Raw genomic sequence first — 21,875 nt, 5'->3', positions numbered from 1 at the left:
GAGTAGATTTATGGAAACAACAAGACAGAATAAGATCTCTCGCCTGTTGCAAAAAGAACTAAGTGAGATATTCCTGCTTCAGACAAAAGCAATGCCGGGCATGTTGGTGTCTGTCAGTACAGTTCGTATCAGTCCTGATATGAGTATTGCCCGTGTTTATCTCAGCGTTTTTCCGTCTGAGAAAGCAGAAGAAATGGTGAAGAATATCAATGGTAACATGAAGTCCATTCGCTATGAACTAGGCACTCGGGTACGTCATCAATTGCGTATAATTCCCGAACTGAAGTTCTTTGTGGATGACTCTTTGGATTATATCGAGAAGATTGATTCATTGCTGAAGTGAAATAACTCATAGTAGAGGTGAATTTTCCCTTCTATATAGCCCGGCGTTATCTTTTTTCAAAAAAGAAGCATAATGCTATTAATATCATATCCGGCATCTCTGTGTGCGGAGTGGCGCTTGCTACGCTTGCGCTGGTTTGCACTCTTTCCGTATTTAATGGTTTTCAGGATATGGTGGCTAGTTTCTTTACTGCATTCGATCCGCAACTGAAAATCACTGTCCGTGAAGGGAAAGTCTTTGATGGGCAGGATGGGCGGATTCGTGAAGTCTGTGCGCTTCCTGAAATTGATGTCTTTACGGAAACACTTGAAGAGAATGCGATGGTGCAGTATAAAGACCGTCAGGCTATGGTTGTATTGAAGGGGGTAGAGGATAACTTTGAAGAACTGACTGCCATTGATAGTATTCTTTATGGTGCCGGCGAATTTCTGCTTCATGATTCGATTGTAAATTATGGAGTGATGGGAGTGGAATTAGTATCGACTTTAGGTACAGGTTTACAATTTGTCGATCCTCTCCAGGTTTATCTTCCCAAACGGAATGCTAAAGTAAACATGGCAAACCCCGGTGCTTCTTTTAATCGTGATTATCTTTATTCTCCCGGTGTCGTATTTGTAGTAAACCAGCAGGAGTATGATGGGAAGTATATTCTGACCTCTCTTGCTTTCCTTCGTCAATTGCTGGACTATACAACGGAAGTATCTGCTATAGAACTGAAACTAAAGCCTGATACGAATGTTTCATCCGTACAATCTAAAATAGAAAAAATGCTCGGTAGTGATTTTGTAGTTCAGAACCGCTATCAGCAACAAGCTGATGTTTTCCGTATTATGGAGATAGAGAAACTTATTTCCTATTTATTTCTGACCTTTATCTTAATGATTGCCTGTTTCAATGTAATCGGTTCTCTTTCCATGTTGATTTTGGATAAGAAAGATGATGTTGTGACTTTACGTAGTCTTGGAGCTGACGACAAACTTATTTCCCGTATCTTTCTATTTGAAGGTCGGCTGATTTCTCTTTTTGGTGCTGTCGCCGGCATTGTTTTAGGACTGATCCTTTGTTTTATCCAGCAGAAGTTTGGGATAATTTCGCTTGGTGGAGGTGGTGGGACTTTTGTAGTGGACGCCTATCCAGTTAGTGTTCATGCTTGGGATGTAGTGCTTGTCTTTGTAACAGTTTTAGCTGTAGGCTTCCTTTCCGTATGGTATCCGGTACGCTATTTAAGTAAGCGACTCTTGTAATCGAGTATTGTAGTATTTATTGTAGAAACTTTTCTATAATTGATATTTTTTTATTCGGTGTTTATTTTTATATTTCCTAATATACTACTATATTTGACCCAATTTTGTTAATTAGAAATAATCTGTAAAACACTTCCGTGAAATCTGAAAGTAATGACATAGACAGAATTATAAATGGTGATGAGGCGGCTTTTTGCCGTTTTATGGAACGTTATTCTTCACGTTTATATCATTATGTTTTTGCATTAATCGGTCAAAAGGAACCGGCTGAAGAGGTTGTTAGTGATGTTTTCTATGAAGTTTGGAAAAATAGAAGTGGTTTGGCTGAAATAGAAAATATGAATGCCTGGATACAAACAATAACTTATCGGAAGGCTATTTCTTATTTGAGGAAAGAAACAGGAAAAACTGAATTATCGCTTGATGGTATGGGAGATTTTATATTTGCTCCAATCCAATCACCGGATGAGGAAATGATTAGTAAAGAGGAAATGGAGAAGATAAATAATGCTATCCAACAATTACCGCCTAAATGTAAACATGTCTTTTTTCTAGCAAAGATTGAGGGATTGCCTTATAAGGAAATTGCTAATTTATTGGATATATCTGTGAAGACTATCAATAATCATATAGCTTTTGCTCTAGAAAAAATTGCCGAGAATCTCAATATTCGTTCTCGAAAATTATAATTTTATTTTTTGTGTTATATTTTTGATTATCAGATGTCTGATGGGGGAATTATTCTGCTTCTTGTATTTCTTTTGATGAATTTGAAAAAAAGTTTGTTTTAGGCTAGGAGATTTTTTTTGAGGTTGCGTCTTTAATAATAGAACAACATTAAAAAAGATTATGAACTTGAAAGAATGCTTTCGCCTTGCTGGATTATTTGGTAAACTGAATTCTCAAGAAAAACTTGAGGATGATTTTACTACTATTCCTGAGGGTGAGAAACTAAGATTCTTTTGGGAAAGCTGCAACAAGAAAAAAATAGATGCTTCTTCCATTATAGAGAAAACACGCTTGAAGATACGAAAAGATGCAATGAGACGTAGAAGAAACTATTTCCTGATTACTTCTGCTTCTATTGCCGCTTCTATTCTAATTTGTATTTCGACCATTTATTTTTTGAATCAAACTACGAATGATGATATTGATCTGCAAGCCATTGCAGAAGGAATGGACAGTCAAACTGTTGATGAAGTGACTCTCATAACTGCTAAAAAGCAATTGAACTTGGATGAAGATGCTTTTGTCAAATATTCAAAAGAAGGGAAAGTTGCAGTGAATTCTCAGGTTATTAAAGAAGATGAGGAAAAAGTTAAGGATGAACAGGAATATAATCAGTTACTTGTTCCGCCCGGTAAGAGAGCACGGATAGAATTGTCAGATGGAACTCGTTTAATTGTAAACTCTCAATCTAAGGTCGTTTATCCTCGTTGTTTTAAGGGTGATATTCGTAAAATATACGCTCAAGGGGAGGTCTTTTTAGAGGTTGCTCATGATAAGAAACATCCTTTTATTGTTGAGTCCGAAGATTTTAACTTACGGGTACTAGGTACGAAGTTTAATATTTCCAATTATAAGGGGAACGCAACTAATATTGTATTGGTAGAAGGCTCGGTGGAAGTTACAGATAAAAATGAGAAGAAAGCACAATTAGCTCCATGTGATTTGTTGAATATAGCTGGTGGGGCGATTGCTTATCAGAAAAAAGTAGATGTGGCTGAGTATATTAGTTGGGTAGATGGAATTATGCTATTGAATGGTAATGATTTGTCACAAATTATCCAGAAACTAAGTATCTATTATGGTATATCCATACAATGTGCCCCAGTTGTGGGTAGTGAAAAGGTGTATGGAAAACTCGATTTGAAAGATGATATAGATGAGGTGATTGAATGTATTCAGCAGACACTGCCATTTACGATAGAAAAAAGTGATACTAGTATATACTTGAATAAATAAAAACTTTTTAATTAATCTTTTAAATATGCTTGCCTATGAAGAACAGACAACCGTTATGACACACAAAAAAATCGGATAAATATTGCCGTATTTACCCGATATTAATTCCTTAGTTAAATCAATAAATCCAAAATTGTTAACCTAAAAAGAAATTTTTATGGTAAAGAAAAGTATTTTTTTACACTTAAAGAAAAGACTTAAGCTTTTTTGCATTATAAACGTCTTTTTTATGATTCCATTTTCTTCATTCGGTACTAATTCCATTCGTTGGAATTCCGAAGAAGATCTATTCTCGGTACAATATGAGAATGCTACAGTTAAAGATATTTTAGATTATATCGAAAAGCATAGTAAGTATATTTTTATTTACTCTGCAAATGTTCAAAGAAATCTGAATAATAAAGTCTCCATTTCAGTTTCCAATAAGAAAATAGATGCTGTATTGAAAGAATTATTCTCTGAAACAGGGCTGAATTATAAAATGTCGGGAAGACAAATTACAATTTCAGTACCGGAAGCTCCTAAAGTACAGCAATCTACACAACAAAAAGGTATAAAGGTAACAGGTAACGTTTCAGATGAAAAAGGCGAACCGTTAATTGGTGTAACAATCATTTTGAAGAATGATTCTACGGTACATGCATTAACTGATATGAATGGTAACTACCACCTTATTGTTCCTGAAAGAAAGTCTGTACTGTCTTTCCGTTATATTGGTTTTGTGCCTAAAGAAGAGGTCGTTAATAACCGAAAGGTTGTTAATGTACAAATGGTAGAAGATGTTGGTCAATTAGATGAGGTTGTAGTGGTTGCCTATGGCGCACAAAAGAAAGAATCTGTTGTTGGTTCTATCACAACGATTGAACCTGCTAAGTTAAAGGTTTCTACTACTCGTTCAATAAGTAATAATCTGGCAGGTACAGTTGCCGGTGTATTAGCTGTGCAACGTTCTGGCGAACCAGGATATGATAATTCCTCTTTCTGGATTCGTGGTATTAGTACATTCCAAGATGCTGGTCAAAACCCATTGGTTTTGATTGATGGTATAGAACGCGATTTGAACAATATTGATCCAGAAGAGATAGAATCTTTTTCTGTGTTGAAAGATGCTGCTGCAAGTGCTGTTTATGGAGTACGGGGAGCTAATGGTGTTATCTTGATTAATACCAAACGCGGACAAGTTGGTAAACCTCGTGTGACTGTAAAGGCTGAATTTGCAGCTACACAGCCAGTCAAGCTTCCCGAGTATTTGGGGGCAGCGGATTATATGCAGGTATTGGATGATATCTTGATTGATACAGGACAACAACCTAAATATACAGATCGTATTGCAAAAACTCGTGCAGGTTATGATCCAGATTTATATCCAGATGTAAATTGGATGGATGCGATTGCAAATGATTATGCTTCAAATCAGCGTGTAACAGTCGATATTTCTGGTGGTACGGAGACATTACGTTATTCTTTTGTTGCTGCTGCATATAATGAACGTGGTATTTTGAAACGTGATAAAAGCTATGATTGGGATCCTACTATTAAATTGCAACGTTATAACGTGCGTTCTAATGTGGATTTAAAATTAAGTCCTACTACGCAATTGCGTTTTAATATTGGTGGGTATTTGCAAGATAGAAATTCTACAACGAAAGATATATCTCAAATTTTCCAGAAAGCGTTCGTTGCTGTTCCTCATGCTTTCCCTGCACAGTATTCAAGTGGGCAGATACCGACAACAGAGGAACCAAACGTTTGGGCATGGGCTACTCAAAGTGGATATAAAAGAAAAAGTGACAGTAAGATTGAAACACTGTTTTCGGTAGAACAAGATTTGAAATTCTTGCTTCCTGGATTGAAAGTAAAAGGAACATTCTCGTTTGATAGGTTTTCTTCTGGTACTGTCTCTCGTGGAAAGACCCCCGATTACTATGTGCCTGCTACAGGACGCGATGATGAAGGTAATTTGATTATAGCATCAAAATCCAATGGTACTAATTTCTTGGATTATTCAAAAAGTGGTGACTATGGAAATAAGAGTGTGTATATGGAGGCTACCTTGTCTTATGACCACACATTCGCTGATAAGCATTCTGTTGCTGCAATGCTATTGTTTAATCGTCGTAATTATGATGATGGAAGTAAATTGCCATACCGTAATCAAGGGTTGGCAGGACGTGCATCTTATACCTATGCAGGTAAATATGTAGGTGAATTTAATTTTGGCTATAATGGTTCTGAAAATTTTGCCAAAGGTAAACGTTATGGCTTTTTCCCTTCAGGAGCAATTGGTTGGATTGTATCGGAAGAGGCATTTATGCAACCATTGCGAAAGGTTATATCTAAATTGAAATTGCGTGCATCCTATGGTCAGGTAGGTAATGCTAATTTAGGTGGACGCCGTTTCGCATACCTTTCTACAATTACTGATGATTATAATACATTAAACATGTATAAATGGGGATTGGATAGCAGTTATGGCTTAACCGGTATGGCGGAAGGTGAGTTTGCAGTACAAGATTTGACATGGGAGATTGTTAATAAGATGAATTTGGGGGTTGAGCTAGGTTTCCTGAATGGTATGATTGATTTGCAATTAGATTATTTTGATGAACGCCGTAAAGATATATTTATGCCACGTGAGTCTGTTCCGATGACAGCTGGATTTATGAAGCAGCCTTGGAAGAATTTTGGGAAAGTGACTAATCAAGGTGTAGAGGTTTCTTTAAATGTTAATAAACAGTTTGGTAAGGACTTATTTGTCAGCTTAATGGGAACATTTACGTATGCTCATAATGAAATAACAGAGAAGGATGAGCCTAGCGCAGTAGTTGGTACTAACCGTGCTGAAACAGGGCATCCGGTAGGGCAATTAACTGGTTATATAGCAGAAGGTTTGTTTACCACGGACGACTTTGAAGATGTAAGTACAGGTAAACTGAAAAAAGGAATTCCGACCCAAAGTTTTGTAGGCAAATTGCGTCCGGGGGATATCAGATACAGGGATGTCAATGGTGATGGTAAAGTGGATGTGTTTGATAAATCTCCAATCGGAGGAACAAAAGATCCAGAGATAGTATATGGCTTTGGAGTGAATATGAAATATAAGAATTTAGATTTTGGGGCTCTTTTTCAGGGCATAGGTCGCAGTTGGAATATATTAGGATCAAGCATTATTCCGGGTGCCAATAGAGGAGTCACAGGCAATATGTTTACTAATGCAAATGATCGTTGGACTGTAGACAATCCAAGTCAGAATGTGTTTTATCCACGTTTGGATGATGGTATAAATAGTAATAATAACCAACCATCTACATGGTGGCTACGGAATATGAGTTTCTTACGTTTAAAGAACATTGAACTTGGTTATTCTTTACCGAAGAATTTGTGGAGAAATACTACAGTTATATCAGGCATTCGTCTTTTTGTGAGAGGAACAAATCTCTTGACATTCTCTAAATTTGATTTGTGGGATCCGGAAGTAGAAAATACTACAGGAGCTGCATATCCAATTATGAAATCGTTATCTGCAGGTTTTGAAATTAAATTCTAATAATAGCGCATATGAAAAATAGCATATTAAAATTTATAGTATTAAGTATTATTACGGCATTTGCTTTTTCTTCTTGTTCTGATTATCTGGACAAGCAACCGGATGACCAGTTGGACTTAGAATCAGTATTTGAGAATAAAAAGAATATGGAACGTTGGCTGGCATATATTTATCGCGGCCTACCTGAATATTACACTTATGATGGTCCGGATGCCATAGCTGATGAATTGATTCCTTCGGTTGGTTGGGAAGCGCAAGGATTTAAAGCCATTCAATATCAAAAAGGCAACTGGACAGCAGACAATCCTGGGGTAATTACCTATTGGAATACTTACCCTAAATATATTCGTTCTGCTTACTTGTTTATTAAACATGCACACCCACTGGAGGCTGTACCAGCTGAAGAAGTAGACTTTATGAAAGCTGAATGCCGTTTCTTTATAGCTTATTATAATTCTATGATGGCTATAGCTTATGGTTCAGTTCCTATTATTCGCGAGGCTAGTGAAAGTACTTCGGCTGATGATCTGATGTTGAAACAAGAGCCGTTTTATAATGTAATTGATTGGGCAGATCAAGAAATGTTAGAAGCTTCAAAACAGTTACCTGCAACTCAAACTGAAGATAAGAAATATGGCCGTGTGACTTCTGTCGGATGCTTGGCAATGCGTGCTCGTATGTTATTATTTGCTGCAAGTGATTTGGTAAATGGTAATCCTGCATTGGCGAATATAAAAAACATTGATGGAACCCCTATCTTTAATTCTGTGCATGACCCGGAACGATGGAAAAGGGCAGTAGATGCTTGTAAACTGGTTATAGATGAGGCAGAAGCATCCGGCTATCATCTTCATTATGAATATTTGGATAACGGTGATATCGATCCTTTTCTTTCTTATCAGAATGCAGTCATGAAGAAATGGAATGAAGCCAATAGAGAATTACTGTTTGTTCGCACAATGGATTCCGGTGGATGGTATGATAAAAACTGTATTCCACGTGGTTTGGGTATTAATGGAGTGGGAGCGATCGGAATAACCCAATCTTTGGTTGATGCTTTTTTTATGAGAAATGGTCAAAGGCCTATTATAGGCTATAATTCGGATGGTTCTCCTAAGGTTAATCCTGATGCTAATTATTCAGAGACAGGCTTTAGTACGCAAAAAGAGACTTATTCTACAAAGTGGCAGTATGGGTCTTCAGAAGGAGATCGTAATAAAGATGAAAATGTAGTTGTAGATGCCAATACCTATAAAATGTATTGTGACCGCGAACCTCGTTTTTATATTTCAGTACTGCATAACGAACAATGGCATATTGGTGGTAAGAGAAATACAGATTTCTATATGGATGGTAAAGACGGTGGTCCTTCTCATGACGCTCCGTGGAGCGGCTATCTGGTACGTAAGAGAGTAGACCCATCTGCAAATCCTAAAGAAGGCAGTGGAGATTATAAAAATCGTCATGGTGCACTATGTCGTTTGGCAGAGATCTATTTAAGTTATGCTGAGGCGTTAAATGAATATAGCATTGAGAAGGGGACTTATACTGCTAATCAGAATGAGATTTTGAAATATGTCAATTTGATTCGTGAGCGTGCGGGTATTCCCGAATATAGTGTTTCAGCTGAAGAAGGCAAGATAACAGCCCCATCAGATCCTGTAGAAATGCGCGAGTTAATTCGTCAAGAAAGGCGTGTGGAATTGAATTGTGAATCTGGACTTCGTTTTAATGATCTGCGTCGCTGGAAATTAGCCGAGAAAGTATTGGATGGTGATTTTTATGGCATGAATGCTTATATTAAAGTATCCGATGCGGACTATAGAAATAAATATTATACTCGTACAGTATATCAGACACGTAAGTTTATAAGCTATTGGTGGCCTATTCCACAGGACGATATTGATAAGAATTGGAATTTGGTACAAACTCCTGACTGGACCGTCGGAAACCAATAAATAGTTATAATATTAATATATTGAATATAGATATGAAAAACGGATATATATTTAAGAAGAACCTTTTACGGTTCTTCTTCCTGACACTTGCTTCGTGTTTCATAGTAGCATGCAATGATGATGACGATGCTACTAATTCGCTCGACAATCGTACAAGTTTAGTTCTTACTCCTTCTGATTATGAAATAGAACTCAAGGAAGATACCCCGGATGAGGTTGCATTGACGTTAAACTGGACGGAAGCTGATCCAATAGGCTCTGACTATTATATTTCCTATCTTTATAAAATGGATCTGGAAAATAACAGTTTTGGAACAAACACAATGATAAGGGAGTATATTGATGATGATTTCTCTAAAAGTTATACTCATAAAGAATTGCAGAGTTTATTGGTGTCAAAGTGGAAGCAGCAGCCTGGTGATTTAGTAAAGTTACAAGCCCGTATTATCGGTTCTGTAGAAGGGCCTAAGTTTGTAAAACCGGAAGTTTCTACAGTTACTATAAAAGTAAAGATGTATTCTGAAAAGACTTTTGTAGCAGACCATCTTTATATGTCAGGCACAGCTGTTGATGGTGAAGATATTGAAATCTTGCCAATGGAAAGTCAGCCGAAGCGTTATGTTTCCATTTGTGACTTGAAGGCAGGTAACCTTCACTTCCCGATTGTTTGGAAAGATGAAAATAAGATTAATGCCATCTCACCAGTTGCTGCAGAACAACAGATAACTGATGGAGCAATGGAAGCTAAAATTAAGGGGATAGATAATGCTGGATATTGGGTGATTCCTGAAGATGGGCAGTATCGTGTAGTGGTAGATTTTGAAACACGTACCGTTACTATAGGTTTGGCTAGTAATTTTATAGAAGCTGATAAAATCTATATTGCCGGAACTTGTGTTAGCGCAGATGTAGAGATGACTCGCACGATAGAAGATGAAAATCAATATGCGTTCCATGCAGAACTGCAACCAGGTACTATTTATTTCCCGATCTTGTTTAATGGACAGAAAGATATGGCTATTGCTCCTGAAGAATCGGGCGATTTTACAGATGGTACGGCAATGAATATCTCGACAATGAGTCCGGAAGCAGCTGCACTAGCTTATCATTGGAATATTAAGACTGCGGGTGTCTATCGTGTTGTGATTAATATAAATACTAAAAAGGTCACGATTTACTCCCCCGAAACAGATCCTAAACCAATGGTTGTTTCGTGGACATGGAACAATAATACGGTGACTACCACTATTGAAAGAGTCTTTATTTGGGGACCATACGATGGATGGGCTAAAGATGGCACTGGTGATACAGGATTCACTATGGCTCATTCTATGACACCTAGTTTGGCAAATCCTTATTTGTTTATATACAAAGGAGCGGAGTTACCCAGAAAGAATTCCATTAAAGACAAAGATGGAAATGCACATCCGGGTGGATTGAACTTTAAAGTCGGACCGCAAAGTGCAGGTTGCTATACCTTTGGTTCAACAGCAGATGCCATCAGAGGATCTTATGACGGTTGCCTTGATATTGCAGAGAGTGACTACAATCAGAAACAGACTGTAGTCGGAGGGCAATCTCACAACCGCTATGCCTTCTTTAGTGTACCTGTAGGAGTTAATTACATAGAATTAGATATTAAAGAACTGACAGTATTCTTTGATAAGAGATAATCAAGCAGGATAAAATTAAGAGTGCTATATCAATCTCGTGATTTTTATATGAATAAAGAGAACAATGATATAGCACTCTTTAAAAAACAATTAGTAGTATGGTTATAAGAAAGATTAGTTATTATAGAGTAATTGTGTCTCTTTGTCTGTTTATGTTCCTTTTATCTCCTGTTTTCGGAGACGAGAATTCAGCCGTTTCATTTGATAAGGAACTACCGGAGAATAACATAGTTACGATTCAGCCTGATTCTTTGCGTATTCTTCATAACCCGCTTACAGGATGGGTGCTCTATGCAAGTATGGGAGTGGATGCTGCAGATTTTTGGGCACAGTATGACCATATGTATATTCCTGAACTGGGACACAATGTTAGTGTGACAGATTATGCTCATACGCTTTATATTCGCGCTAGTTGGACAGAGTTTAATCCACAGGAAGATGTATATGGTTGGAAAATTGATTCTAATTTAAGAGCATATATTGAAGGAGCTTATCAGCGGAATATGCGTTTGGCATTTCGTGTTGTAGTTGACAGTCGTGATAAGAGAACAGAATTTACTCCTCAATTTGTAAAAGATGCCGGTGCAAAAGGATTTATGAATAAAGGTAAATGGTCACCTTATTCTGACGATCCTGTTTTTCAGAAGTACTATACTAAATTTGTGAAGGCCCTGGCTAAAGATTTCAACGATCCTTCGAAAGTGGAATTTATAGATGGATTCGGACTTGGGAAATGGGGAGAATATCATACAATGATTTATTCGACAGGTGATGATACTCCAAAGAAAGCAGTTTTCGATTGGGTGACAGATATATATTCTCAAGCTTTTGATAAAGTTCCAGTAGTAATTAACTACCATAGATGGATTGGTGCGGGAAAAGATTGGGTAGATGATGAACATTTTGCTGCTGACAGTGAAGAAATGTTGGAAGGAGCAATCAAGAAAGGATATTCATTGCGTCATGATGCATTTGGCATGACAACCTATTATGGCAGTTGGGAGCGTAGGTTCGCAAAAAAATATCGTAATATCTGCCCCATTATTATGGAAGGTGGCTGGATTGTCAAATCACATAGTTATTGGCAGGATCCTAGAGGATATCGCAAGGATTCACACGAGGACGTAAGACGCGGTGAGTTTGATGACAGCAAAGAGGCACATGTCAATATGATGGATTTTCGTTTTGGCGATACAGAATCCTGGTTTAAAGATGCTTTTGATTTAGTACGCCGATTCCTTCGGGAAGGGGGGTATAGGCTCTATCCCAGTGAAATCTCTTTGCCGTTAGAAGTCTCTAAAAAAACAACTCCGACTATTAAACATTGCTGGAACAATTTGGGATGGGGGTACTGTCCTACTAATATTCCGCAATGGAATCAAAAATATAAAGTAGCTTTCGCTTTGCTCGATTCTGAAACGAATGAGGTGCGATATACATTTGTGGATACGAATACAGATTTATCCAAGTGGATAAAAGGAAGTCCCGCTGAATATGTATTTGAGCCGGATATGTCCAAAGTTGAAACGGGTACTTATGTTTGGGCTGTGGGCCTGGTTGACCGGAGTAATAAAGATCTCATAGGGCTGGATATTGCCGCCAAAGGGGATATATTGGATTCGGGCTGGTTAAAATTGTCGAAAGTAAGCATAAAAAAATAAGAGCTATAGGTATGAAGATTAATTTTCAAAATATGTGCAGTTTGAGAAAAATAAGTTGTGGGCTTATTTTTTCTATGGCTATATCATTAGTCGCTTGTGGCAGTGATAATGATGAAGAAGGAGGTGGTAATGGTGATGATGGTTTGGTAGAAGATACTTCTATTCCTGGAAACAGCATTGTCACGGTAAAGCAGAATCGAAATATCATTTTGCATAATCCTCTTTCCGGATGGGTATTATATGCGGGTATTGGTGATGGTTTATCTTCCACATTCTGGCAGGATTATGATAATTTCCCGTCATCGGAAGGCACTGTAAAGGTCTCTGATTATGCAAATACCTTATACCTTCGTGGTGCCTGGGCTGATTTTAATCCTGAAGAAGGAAAATATGCATGGAACTCCGATTGTGATACCCCTTCGGCTAAGCGACTGAAGATGTTGATAGAGGGAGCTAAGCAAAGAAATATGAAATTGGCCTTTACTTTTGTGGTGGATAGCCGTGATAAGCACTATAATTTTACTCCGAATTTTGTAAAAGAGGCTGGCGCGAAAGGATATGAAACACAAACAGGTTCAGTAAAAGTATGGTCTCCCTATCCGGATGATCCTATTTTCCAGAAATATTATGAGAAATTTATCAGGGCTTTGGCTAAGGATTTTAATGATCCCGACAAAGTACAGTTTGTAAGTGGTTCAGGATTTGGAAAATGGGGAGAGTATCATAGTGTATGGTACTATCAGGTGCGTGAGTTGGGAAAACCGGAGCTGCCGACTCGTGAGGCTGTTTTCGATTGGGTGACAGATTTATATTCTCAAGTATTTGATAAAGTTCCTGTGTTTGTAAATTATCATCGTTGGATAGGTACAAGTAAGGAATGGGACGGCAATAATTATGATAAAGATACTGAAAGATTAATAGGAAAAGCAGTAGCTAAAGGGTATTCATTACGTCACGATGCGTTTGGTATGAAAACTTACTATTCTACTTGGGAACGCAATTTTATAGCCAGGTGGAAGTATCTCGTTCCTGTAGTAATGGAAGGTGGCTGGGTGAAAAATTCTCATGGAAACTCGATTCAGGGAGATGGATATGCCAATTATGCAGAAGTACGTCAGGGTGAGTTTGATGAGGCTAAAACAGCCTGCGTCAATATGATGGATTTACGCTATAATTCAGACTTTCGCAATGGAGAAACTTATTCATGGTTTAATGAAGCTTTCCAATTAGTTAAACAATTCTGTACAGAAGGAAGCTACCGTTTATTTCCAGACAGAATTTCTTTGCCTACAACTGTCTCTAATGGTAAACAGATTGAAATAGCGCACCGTTGGAATAATTTTGGTTGGGGATATTGTCCGACGAATATTCCCCAGTGGAAGAATAAATATAAAGTGGCTTTTGCTTTATTGGACACCAAGAATGATAAACCGAAGTATGTATTTGTTGATGGAGAACCGGAAGCTTGTGATTGGGTGAAAGGTACGGCTAAATCATATACGTTTACAACTCAGATTGAAGGAGTGAAGGCTGGTAAATACATGTGGGCTGTTGGTATTGTTGACACAACTAAACAGAATGAGATTGGGATTCACCTTGCTGTGAAGAACAATGTAACATCTGCCGGATGGTTGAAATTATTTGAAGTGACCGCTCGGTAAGTCATAATCAATTGAATAATAGAAATGATAACTAACCGACGAAAACACAGATGAGAAAAAAAGTTTTGATTTTGGGATTGTGCTTATTGGGAGTCACACATTCCCTTTCGGCAAAAGATAAAAAGAGTATTCCTTTGTACAAGGATGCCAAAGCTCCAATTGAAAAACGTATTGATGATTTAATATCGCGTATGACATTGGAGGAAAAGGTTTTGCAGCTAAACCAATATACATTGGGACGAAATAACAATGTGAATAATGTTGGCGAAGAAGTGAAAAAAGTACCGTCAGAGATTGGTTCTTTAATTTACTTTGATATAAATCCGGAATTGCGTAATAGTATGCAGAAGAAAGCGATGGAAGAATCCCGTTTGGGTATTCCCATCATTTTTGGCTACGATGCTATTCATGGATTTCGCACCATATACCCTATTTCGTTGGGGCAGGCCTGTTCCTGGAATCCGGGATTGGTAGAACAGGCATGTGCGGTATCCGCACAGGAAGCCCGTATGTCTGGGGTTGATTGGACTTTTTCTCCAATGATCGATGTGGCACGTGATCCTCGATGGGGACGTGTAGCTGAAGGATATGGTGAAGATCCTTATACAAATGGAGTGTTTGCCGTAGCTTCGGTGCGTGGGTATCAGGGAGATGATATGTCAGCAGAGAACCGTATAGCTGCTTGTCTGAAACACTATATTGGTTATGGTGCTTCGGAGGCTGGGCGAGATTATGTTTATACCGAGATTTCGGCTCAAACTCTTTGGGATACTTATCTACTGCCCTATGAGATGGGAGTGAAAGCTGGTGCGGCAACTTTGATGAGTTCTTTCAATGACATCAGCGGAGTACCCGGGTCAGCTAATCATTACACAATGACTGAGATATTGAAAGAACGTTGGAAGCATGATGGGTTCATTGTGTCTGACTGGGGGGCTGTGGAACAGTTAAAGAATCAGGGATTAGCCGCTACAAAGAAAGATGCTGCTTGGTATGCTTTTAATGCGGGGCTTGAAATGGATATGATGTCTCATGCCTACGATCGTCATCTGAAAGAGCTTGTAGAAGAGGGTAAGGTGACAATGGCACAAGTTGACGAATCAGTCCGTCGGGTATTACGTATAAAGTTTCGTTTGGGTTTGTTCGAACGTCCTTATACTCCGGCTACCAATGAGAAGGATCGTTTTTTCCGTCCGCAAAGTATGGCTGTTGCCGCTCAACTGGCAGCAGAATCAATGGTGCTGTTGAAAAATGACAATCAGATATTACCCCTTATAAACAAAAAAAGGATTGCCGTAGTAGGTCCAATGGCCAAAAATGGTTGGGACTTATTGGGTTCCTGGTGTGGACATGGAAAAGATACGGATGTGGAAATGCTCTATGATGGATTGACTGCTGAGTTTGGAGAAGACGCTGAATTACGTTATGCAATGGGATGCAAACCGCAGGGCAATGACCGTTCAGGTTTTGCGGGAGCATTGGACGTTGCTCGTTGGTCTGATGTAGTGATTGTTTGTTTGGGTGAGATGCTTACTTGGAGTGGTGAGAATGCTTCTCGTTCAACGATTGCTTTGCCACAGATTCAAGAAGAATTGGTAAAAGAACTAAAGGAGGCTGGTAAACCTGTTATATTGGTGCTTTCTAATGGACGCCCCTTGGAATTAAATCGCATGGAACCTCTTTGTGATGCTATATTGGAGATATGGCAACCGGGAATAAATGGTGCGCGTTCAATGGCAGGAATTTTATCCGGTCGTATTAATCCTTCGGGTAAACTTGCCATGACTTTCCCTTATTCGACGGGGCAGATTCCCATCTATTACAACCGTCGTAAGAGCGGACGCGGGCATCAGGGATTCTATAAAGATATAACAAGCGACCCGCTGTACCCTTTCGGTCACGGCCTGAGCTACACTGAATTCAAGTATGGCACTATTACTCTTTCTGCCACTAAAGTGAAGCGTGGCGAGAAGCTCTCGGCTGAAGTAACTGTCACCAATACCGGTGTCCGTGACGGGGCAGAGACTGTTCATTGGTTCATCTCCGACCCGTATTGCTCGATTACCCGTCCGGTGAAAGAATTGAAACACTTTGAGAAACAATTTATCAAAGCCGGAGAAACGAAAACCTTCCGTTTCGACATAGACCTGGAACGTGATTTCGGTTTTGTCAATGAGGACGGAAAGCGATTCCTCGAAGCCGGTGAATATCATATTCTGGTACAGGGACAAACTGTTAAAATAGAATTGATAGACTAAAGAAAGTTGAATTGACAGACTAAAAATATAAAGAACGAAGTGTGTCAAAAGCTGATAGCCAAATTGGTTTTTGACACATTTTATATTACACATACCACCATGAAAAAGAAAATAGGTATCATAAGTCTATGCATGCTTGCATGCAGCATCCTGACTTGTGCACAGACCATTACTCCCCAAGCGGAACAACGTGCAAAAGAGATTGTATCCAAAATGACTTTGCAAGAGAAAATAGCTTATATCTCCGGATATACCAGCTTTTCTCTGCGTGCCATACCCCGTTTGGGAATACCAGAAATCAAATTGGCGGACGGCCCGCAGGGAATCCGCAATCATGCTCCCAAGAGTACCCTTTATCCGTCCGGCATCTTGTCTGCTTCCACCTGGAACCGGGAATTGCTTTATAAGTTAGGTCAAGGTTTGGGACAGGACGCCAAGGCAAGAGGCGTTAATATCCTGCTTGGTCCGGGCGTGAATATCTATCGTGCTCCCTTGTGCGGCCGTAATTTTGAATATTTCGGTGAAGACCCTTACTTGACGGGTGAGACAGCCAAGCAATATATCCTCGGCGTGCAATCGGAAGGAGTCATTGCGACCATCAAGCACTTTGCCGCCAACAACCAGGAGTGGAGCCGCCATCATGCGAGTTCGGACATAGACGAGCGTACTTTGCACGAGATTTATTTTCCGGCTTTCCGCAAGGCTGTACAAGAAGCGAACGTGAGTGCTGTGATGAACAGCTACAATCTTCTGAACGGTGTCCATGCCACTGAACATAAATGGCTGAATATTGATGTCTTGCGCAATCTTTGGGGCTTCAAAGGTATTCTGATGTCGGACTGGACCTCGGTATATTCCGCCATCGGAGCGGCTAACGCCGGACTTGACCTCGAAATGCCCAAAGGACGTTTCATGAATGCCGACAATCTTATCCCCGCCATCAAAACGGGCACGGTGACCGAAGAAACCATTAACCTGAAAGTACAACATATCTTGCAGACTTTAATCGCTTATGGAATGTTGGATAAGGAACAGAAAGACAGTAATATTCCGTTGGATAATCCATTCTCCCGCCAGACAGCTTTAGAACTGGCACGCGAAGGTGTAGTATTGTTGAAGAATAAAGCAAACCTGCTCCCGCTGAAAGGAAAAACAGCCGTAATGGGTCCTAATGCAGATTTGATACCTACCGGTGGCGGCAGTGGTTTTGTCACTCCTTTTTCTACCGTCTCAGTGGCTCAAGGCTTGAAGGAACTGAAGAAAAAGAATCTGGTATTATTGACGGATGATGTGATTTATGAAGATATTGTTAATGAGTTTTATACTGACGCCAATCGTGAGGTGAAAGGCTTCAAGGCTGAATACTTCAAGAACAAGACGCTTTCGGGACAGCCGGAAGTTGTACGCACGGAATCCTCTGTTGATTATGATTGGGGCTATGGCGCACCGTTGGACGGTTTTCCGACGGATGCCTTTTCGGTCCGTTGGACAGCCTGTTATGTCCCACAGGCAGACGGCCAGTTGAAACTCCACATCGGTGGTGATGACGGTTACCGTTTGTTTGTGAACGACAAGCATATTACAGGCGACTGGGGTAATCATTCTTATTCCAGCCGTGAAGTTGAACTTCCTGTTGAGGGCGGTAAGGAATACCATTTCCGGATTGAATTCTTCGATAATATTTCTTCAGCAATTATCCGTTTCAACGCTTATAGCCTTAATGAGGATAAACTTCGTCAAGGACTGGCTAAAGTAGACAATGTAGTATTCTGTACAGGCTTCAACAGTAACACGGAAGGCGAAGGCTTTGACCGTCCGTTTGCCTTGCTCCGCTATCAGGAATTGTTTATCAAGAAGATTGCGTCTATGCATCCCAATGTCGTGGTTGTGCTGAATGCCGGTGGCGGTGTGGATTTCACCAACTGGTATGATGCTGCGAAAGCTATTCTTATGGCCTGGTATCCAGGACAGGAAGGCGGTCAGGCGATAGCTGAAATCCTGACTGGTAAGATTTCTCCAAGCGGTAAGTTACCGATTTCTATCGAAAAGAAATGGGAAGATAATCCGGTGCACGACAGTTATTATGAGAATTTGAAAGCTGAGATTAAGCGTGTCGATTACTCCGAAGGTGTCTTTGTCGGTTATCGTGGATATGACCGTTCGGGAAAAGAACCTTTCTATCCGTTTGGCTACGGTTTGTCCTATACAACTTTTGCTTATAGCAATATGGCTGCAGAGAAAACGGGTGAGCATCAGGTTACGGTTAGCTTTGATATCGAGAATACAGGTAAGATGGATGCCTCGGAAGTGGCACAAGTGTATGTGCATGATGTACAATCCTCTGTCCCCCGTCCTCTGAAAGAACTGAAAGGATATGAAAAGGTCTTCTTGAAGAAAGGGGAAAAGAAACGGGTTTCTGTTGTGTTGAATGAGGATGCATTCGCTTTTTACGATATGAATCAGCACCACTTTGTAGTGGAAAAAGGGGAGTTTGAGATTTTAGTCGGTCCTGCTTCCAGTCAATTGTCTTTAAAGGCTACGGTTGAGTTATAATATTGAATGATAACCAAATGAATATATAATGAAGAAAACACTTTTATTGGGAATATCCCTGTTATGTACCACTTTTATAATGGCGACAGAGATTCCTTTTCAAAAAGCAGAAATTAAGTCTATCATGCGAAAGGTTGCGGATTGGCAGATTGCCAATCCCCATCCTGCTCCTGAACATGACGACTTGAATTGGCCGCAAGGCGCTCTTTATGTCGGCATGGTGGATTGGGCGGAACTAGCCGAAATAGAAGACGGCGATGATACATATTATAAGTGGCTCACCCGTATAGGCCGGCGGAATTGCTGGCAGCCGGACAAACGGTTTTACCATGCCGATGATATCGCCGTATCGCAGTCCTTTCTGGATTTATACCGCAAGTACAGAGACGAAGCAATGATTATCCCTACGCTCGCCCGTGCAGAATGGATTGTCAATCATCCGTCCGAAGGCAGTTTCAAGCTGGTGGAGGGAGACTTAAAGACTTTGGAACGTTGGACTTGGTGTGACGCTCTCTTTATGGCTCCCCCTGTATATGCCAAACTGTATATGCTGACCGGAGATAAGAAGTATATCAAATTTATGAATCGTGAGTATAAAGCAACTTATGATTACCTGTTCGATAAAGAAGAAAACCTGTTTTATCGTGACTGGCGTTATTTCGATAAGCGCGAAGCCAATGGCAAGAAAGTCTTCTGGGGACGTGGCAACGGTTGGGTGCTTGGCGGCCTGGTTGAAATATTAAAGGAACTGCCCAAGAAAGACAAGAACCGACAATTCTATGAAGAATTGTTTGTAAAATTGGCTACACGTGTTGCCGGATTGCAGCATCCGGACGGTTTCTGGCATGCCAGTCTCTTGGACCCTGCCTCTTATCCGTCACCGGAAACGAGTTGCACTACTTTCATTGTCTATTCCATTGCTTATGGAATAAACGAAGGCTTATTGGATAAGGCAACCTATCTTCCTGTGATGGTAAAAGGTTGGAATGCATTAGTCTCGGCTGTAGAACCGAATGGAAAACTGGGATACGTGCAGCAAATCGGTGCCGACCCGAAGAAAGTGACTCGTGATATGACGGAAGTTTATGGAGTCGGTGCTTTCTTGATGGCGGGCAATGAAATCTACAAAATGGCGAGATAATCTGTTCCCTTATAGAGAGGGATGTCAAAAATAGAATACCTGCTTTATACAGTTCCGATTGTAACTGTTGAGTATAGAAGGGCTATATCAAACTTCGTTTTAAAGCAATGATATGGCTCCTTCTATTATTGATAAAGAACGTTAATATTATATAGCTCCACCTATATAACATATAAGAATTCTGCGCCTGTAAATATATAAAATAGTAATCTAATTAAATGGAAGACTTGGAAAGAGAACTTTTGTTGATTTCCAAAGGGGATGAGCTAGCTTTTAATAGTTTCATGAACCGATATTCAAAGAGGTTATACTATCACGCCTTTGGTATCCTTAGTAATAAGGAAATGGCTGAAGAAGTGGTAGGCGATGTTTTCTTTGAAGTGTGGAAACTACGTAAGACGCTTTTGGAAATAGCCAGCATGTTGAGTTGGTTGAATACGATTGTATATCGTAAATCAATCTCTTATTTGCGCAAGGAGGCAAAGGGTAATCAAGAGATATCTTTTGAAGAACTTCAAGATTTCTCTTTTCCTGATATACAAACTCCAATGGATGATATGCTTTCGCGCGAAGAACTCCAATGTTTGAATGAAGCGATCAATAGTTTGCCGCCCAAGTGCAAGCATGTATTCTTTTTGGCTAAACTGGAACAAATGCCTTATGCGGAAATTGCGCGTATGTTGCAAATCTCGCTTCCTACGGTGAATTACCATATAGGATATGCTATGAATGCTTTGAGAAAGAGACTTGTGGACGGGTGATTTAGAAAAAGAAAGCATTAAAAGAAAAAATAGAATTTCAACCTATAGATAAATCTAACCTTTGCGTCTTTATAAATAGAAGGGAACTTCTCATGAGAAGATTATAAAAAGGAAAAAGATATTGAAAGGATAAAAAGAATTGAAGATGGATAAAGATATTAATGATTATACATATGGGGATTTACAGGGCGACATCAAGTTGAAGTCGTTTATAGAACACGGTACCCCGGCCGAGATAGATATCTCCGGCATTAAGAAAAAAGCCTTTTTGAAAATGCATCAACATGAACGTAAATCCAGGCAGCGACGCGTTTTGATGTATATTGGCTCAGTAGCTGCTACGCTGCTTTTTTTAATAGGTATAAAATATATAGTTACAGAGGATGCGATGGACGGTTTGTCCCACATGGAAGTTACGGAATTGATGGCTGACGCATATGATGAAGAGGTGGAAGTGCCTGTTGGAGAGAAGATGACGCTGCTGTTAGCCGATGGCACAAAGATCGTAGCCAACTCGCGTACAATTGTCCGCTACCCCAAACGTTTTGATGGCGATTGCCGTGAAGTATATGTGAAAGGTGAGGCTTACTTCGATGTGGCACATGATACAGAGCATCCGTTTCTTGTCCATTCCGATAATTTTAGAGTGAAGGTACTTGGGACAAGATTTAATGTGAACAATTACGATACTTCGGATTCGCAAGTGGTGTTGGTTCAAGGAGCGGTAGAACTGAAAACGACAAACAATGACCGGGTTCGTATGAAACCGAATGAATTGGTGAATTTGCAGGAGGGAAGTTTTGCCGAGAAACGGACAGTGAATACGGATGAATACACTTGTTGGATGCAGGGTATGATTAACCTTGATGGTGAAAGTGTGGAGTCTGTAGCTCAACGGCTCAGTCATTATTATGGAGTGACTATTTTGTTTGACGATGGGATGTCGGCAGATAAAATTTATGGCAAATTAATGCTGGGTGATCATGTCAGTGAAGCCTTGCAAGCCATTGAAACCATGACGCGGACTCGTATGGAAATTCGTGGTGATACAATCTACTTAGTGAAGAAGTAACTGCTTTTGTAGTCAGTTGCTACTGAATGAAATAATTA

Annotated in this window: 14 protein-coding genes; all 14 read left to right on the top strand. The window is 39.7% G+C overall.

Annotated features, from left to right (window positions below):
- The first annotated feature begins 10 nt into the window (after positions 1-10).
- The 14 genes from rbfA (at position 11) to ACGHVY_RS22550 (ending at position 21,837) form a co-directional block, all read left to right on the top strand.
- Positions 11-343: a 30S ribosome-binding factor RbfA gene (gene rbfA, locus ACGHVY_RS22615; protein ID WP_308747197.1), complete on the top strand. Its 333-nt coding sequence runs from the start codon at positions 11-13 to the stop codon at positions 341-343.
- A gap of 17 nt (positions 344-360) precedes the next feature.
- Positions 361-1,587 carry an FtsX-like permease family protein gene (locus ACGHVY_RS22610; RefSeq protein WP_308747198.1) on the top strand — a complete coding sequence of 409 codons (1,227 nt, stop codon included), beginning with the start codon at positions 361-363 and terminating at the stop codon, positions 1,585-1,587.
- A gap of 137 nt (positions 1,588-1,724) precedes the next feature.
- Entirely contained in the window at positions 1,725-2,276 is a 552-nt protein-coding gene (locus tag ACGHVY_RS22605; RefSeq protein ID WP_308747199.1) for an RNA polymerase sigma-70 factor, read from the top strand.
- A gap of 160 nt (positions 2,277-2,436) precedes the next feature.
- The gene (locus tag ACGHVY_RS22600) at positions 2,437-3,552 is read left to right on the top strand and encodes a FecR family protein (RefSeq protein ID WP_390601735.1); all 1,116 of its coding nucleotides are present in this window, start codon (positions 2,437-2,439) and stop codon (positions 3,550-3,552) included.
- A 157-nt stretch (positions 3,553-3,709) separates the two neighbouring features.
- Complete coding sequence (locus ACGHVY_RS22595; RefSeq protein WP_390601734.1) at positions 3,710-7,099, top strand: TonB-dependent receptor; 3,390 nt, start codon at positions 3,710-3,712, stop codon at positions 7,097-7,099.
- A gap of 11 nt (positions 7,100-7,110) precedes the next feature.
- On the top strand, positions 7,111-9,057 hold the full coding sequence (locus ACGHVY_RS22590) for a RagB/SusD family nutrient uptake outer membrane protein (protein ID WP_390601732.1): 1,947 nt from the start codon (positions 7,111-7,113) through the stop codon (positions 9,055-9,057).
- Positions 9,058-9,089: 32 nt separating this feature from the next.
- Entirely contained in the window at positions 9,090-10,730 is a 1,641-nt protein-coding gene (locus ACGHVY_RS22585) for a SusE domain-containing protein (RefSeq protein ID WP_390601730.1), read from the top strand.
- Positions 10,731-10,828: 98 nt separating this feature from the next.
- The gene (locus ACGHVY_RS22580; protein WP_390601728.1) at positions 10,829-12,391 is read left to right on the top strand and encodes a DUF4832 domain-containing protein; all 1,563 of its coding nucleotides are present in this window, start codon (positions 10,829-10,831) and stop codon (positions 12,389-12,391) included.
- Positions 12,392-12,402: 11 nt separating this feature from the next.
- On the top strand, positions 12,403-14,052 hold the full coding sequence (locus tag ACGHVY_RS22575) for a DUF4832 domain-containing protein (protein ID WP_390601726.1): 1,650 nt from the start codon (positions 12,403-12,405) through the stop codon (positions 14,050-14,052).
- Between the two features lie 50 nt (positions 14,053-14,102).
- Entirely contained in the window at positions 14,103-16,310 is a 2,208-nt protein-coding gene (locus tag ACGHVY_RS22570) for a glycoside hydrolase family 3 N-terminal domain-containing protein (protein WP_390601724.1), read from the top strand.
- A gap of 99 nt (positions 16,311-16,409) precedes the next feature.
- Complete coding sequence (locus tag ACGHVY_RS22565) at positions 16,410-18,863, top strand: glycoside hydrolase family 3 C-terminal domain-containing protein (RefSeq protein ID WP_390601722.1); 2,454 nt, start codon at positions 16,410-16,412, stop codon at positions 18,861-18,863.
- A gap of 28 nt (positions 18,864-18,891) precedes the next feature.
- Positions 18,892-20,004 carry a glycoside hydrolase family 88 protein gene (locus ACGHVY_RS22560; RefSeq protein ID WP_308746932.1) on the top strand — a complete coding sequence of 371 codons (1,113 nt, stop codon included), beginning with the start codon at positions 18,892-18,894 and terminating at the stop codon, positions 20,002-20,004.
- Between the two features lie 218 nt (positions 20,005-20,222).
- Positions 20,223-20,765 (top strand): RNA polymerase sigma-70 factor, encoded by a 543-nt coding sequence (locus ACGHVY_RS22555; RefSeq protein ID WP_308746931.1) that lies wholly within the window; start codon positions 20,223-20,225, stop codon positions 20,763-20,765.
- A 145-nt stretch (positions 20,766-20,910) separates the two neighbouring features.
- Entirely contained in the window at positions 20,911-21,837 is a 927-nt protein-coding gene (locus ACGHVY_RS22550; protein ID WP_308746930.1) for a FecR domain-containing protein, read from the top strand.
- Positions 21,838-21,875 lie beyond the last annotated feature (38 nt).

This window comes from Bacteroides sp. f07 (assembly GCF_042854785.1).
In the GTDB taxonomy this organism is placed as follows: Bacteria; Bacteroidota; Bacteroidia; order Bacteroidales; family Bacteroidaceae; genus Bacteroides.
Note: the sequence above shows the minus strand (reverse complement) of the source record. Positions and strands in the feature narration are given on the sequence as shown.

Coding starts and splice junctions, on each gene's coding strand:
- rbfA (WP_308747197.1), top strand. CDS start 11: ATGGAAACAACAAGACAGAATAAGATCTCTCGCCTGTTGCAAAAAGAA.
- ACGHVY_RS22600 (WP_390601735.1), top strand. CDS start 2,437: ATGAACTTGAAAGAATGCTTTCGCCTTGCTGGATTATTTGGTAAACTG.
- ACGHVY_RS22595 (WP_390601734.1), top strand. CDS start 3,710: ATGGTAAAGAAAAGTATTTTTTTACACTTAAAGAAAAGACTTAAGCTT.
- ACGHVY_RS22590 (WP_390601732.1), top strand. CDS start 7,111: ATGAAAAATAGCATATTAAAATTTATAGTATTAAGTATTATTACGGCA.
- ACGHVY_RS22585 (WP_390601730.1), top strand. CDS start 9,090: ATGAAAAACGGATATATATTTAAGAAGAACCTTTTACGGTTCTTCTTC.
- ACGHVY_RS22580 (WP_390601728.1), top strand. CDS start 10,829: ATGGTTATAAGAAAGATTAGTTATTATAGAGTAATTGTGTCTCTTTGT.
- ACGHVY_RS22575 (WP_390601726.1), top strand. CDS start 12,403: ATGAAGATTAATTTTCAAAATATGTGCAGTTTGAGAAAAATAAGTTGT.
- ACGHVY_RS22570 (WP_390601724.1), top strand. CDS start 14,103: ATGAGAAAAAAAGTTTTGATTTTGGGATTGTGCTTATTGGGAGTCACA.
- ACGHVY_RS22565 (WP_390601722.1), top strand. CDS start 16,410: ATGAAAAAGAAAATAGGTATCATAAGTCTATGCATGCTTGCATGCAGC.
- ACGHVY_RS22560 (WP_308746932.1), top strand. CDS start 18,892: ATGAAGAAAACACTTTTATTGGGAATATCCCTGTTATGTACCACTTTT.
- ACGHVY_RS22555 (WP_308746931.1), top strand. CDS start 20,223: ATGGAAGACTTGGAAAGAGAACTTTTGTTGATTTCCAAAGGGGATGAG.
- ACGHVY_RS22550 (WP_308746930.1), top strand. CDS start 20,911: ATGGATAAAGATATTAATGATTATACATATGGGGATTTACAGGGCGAC.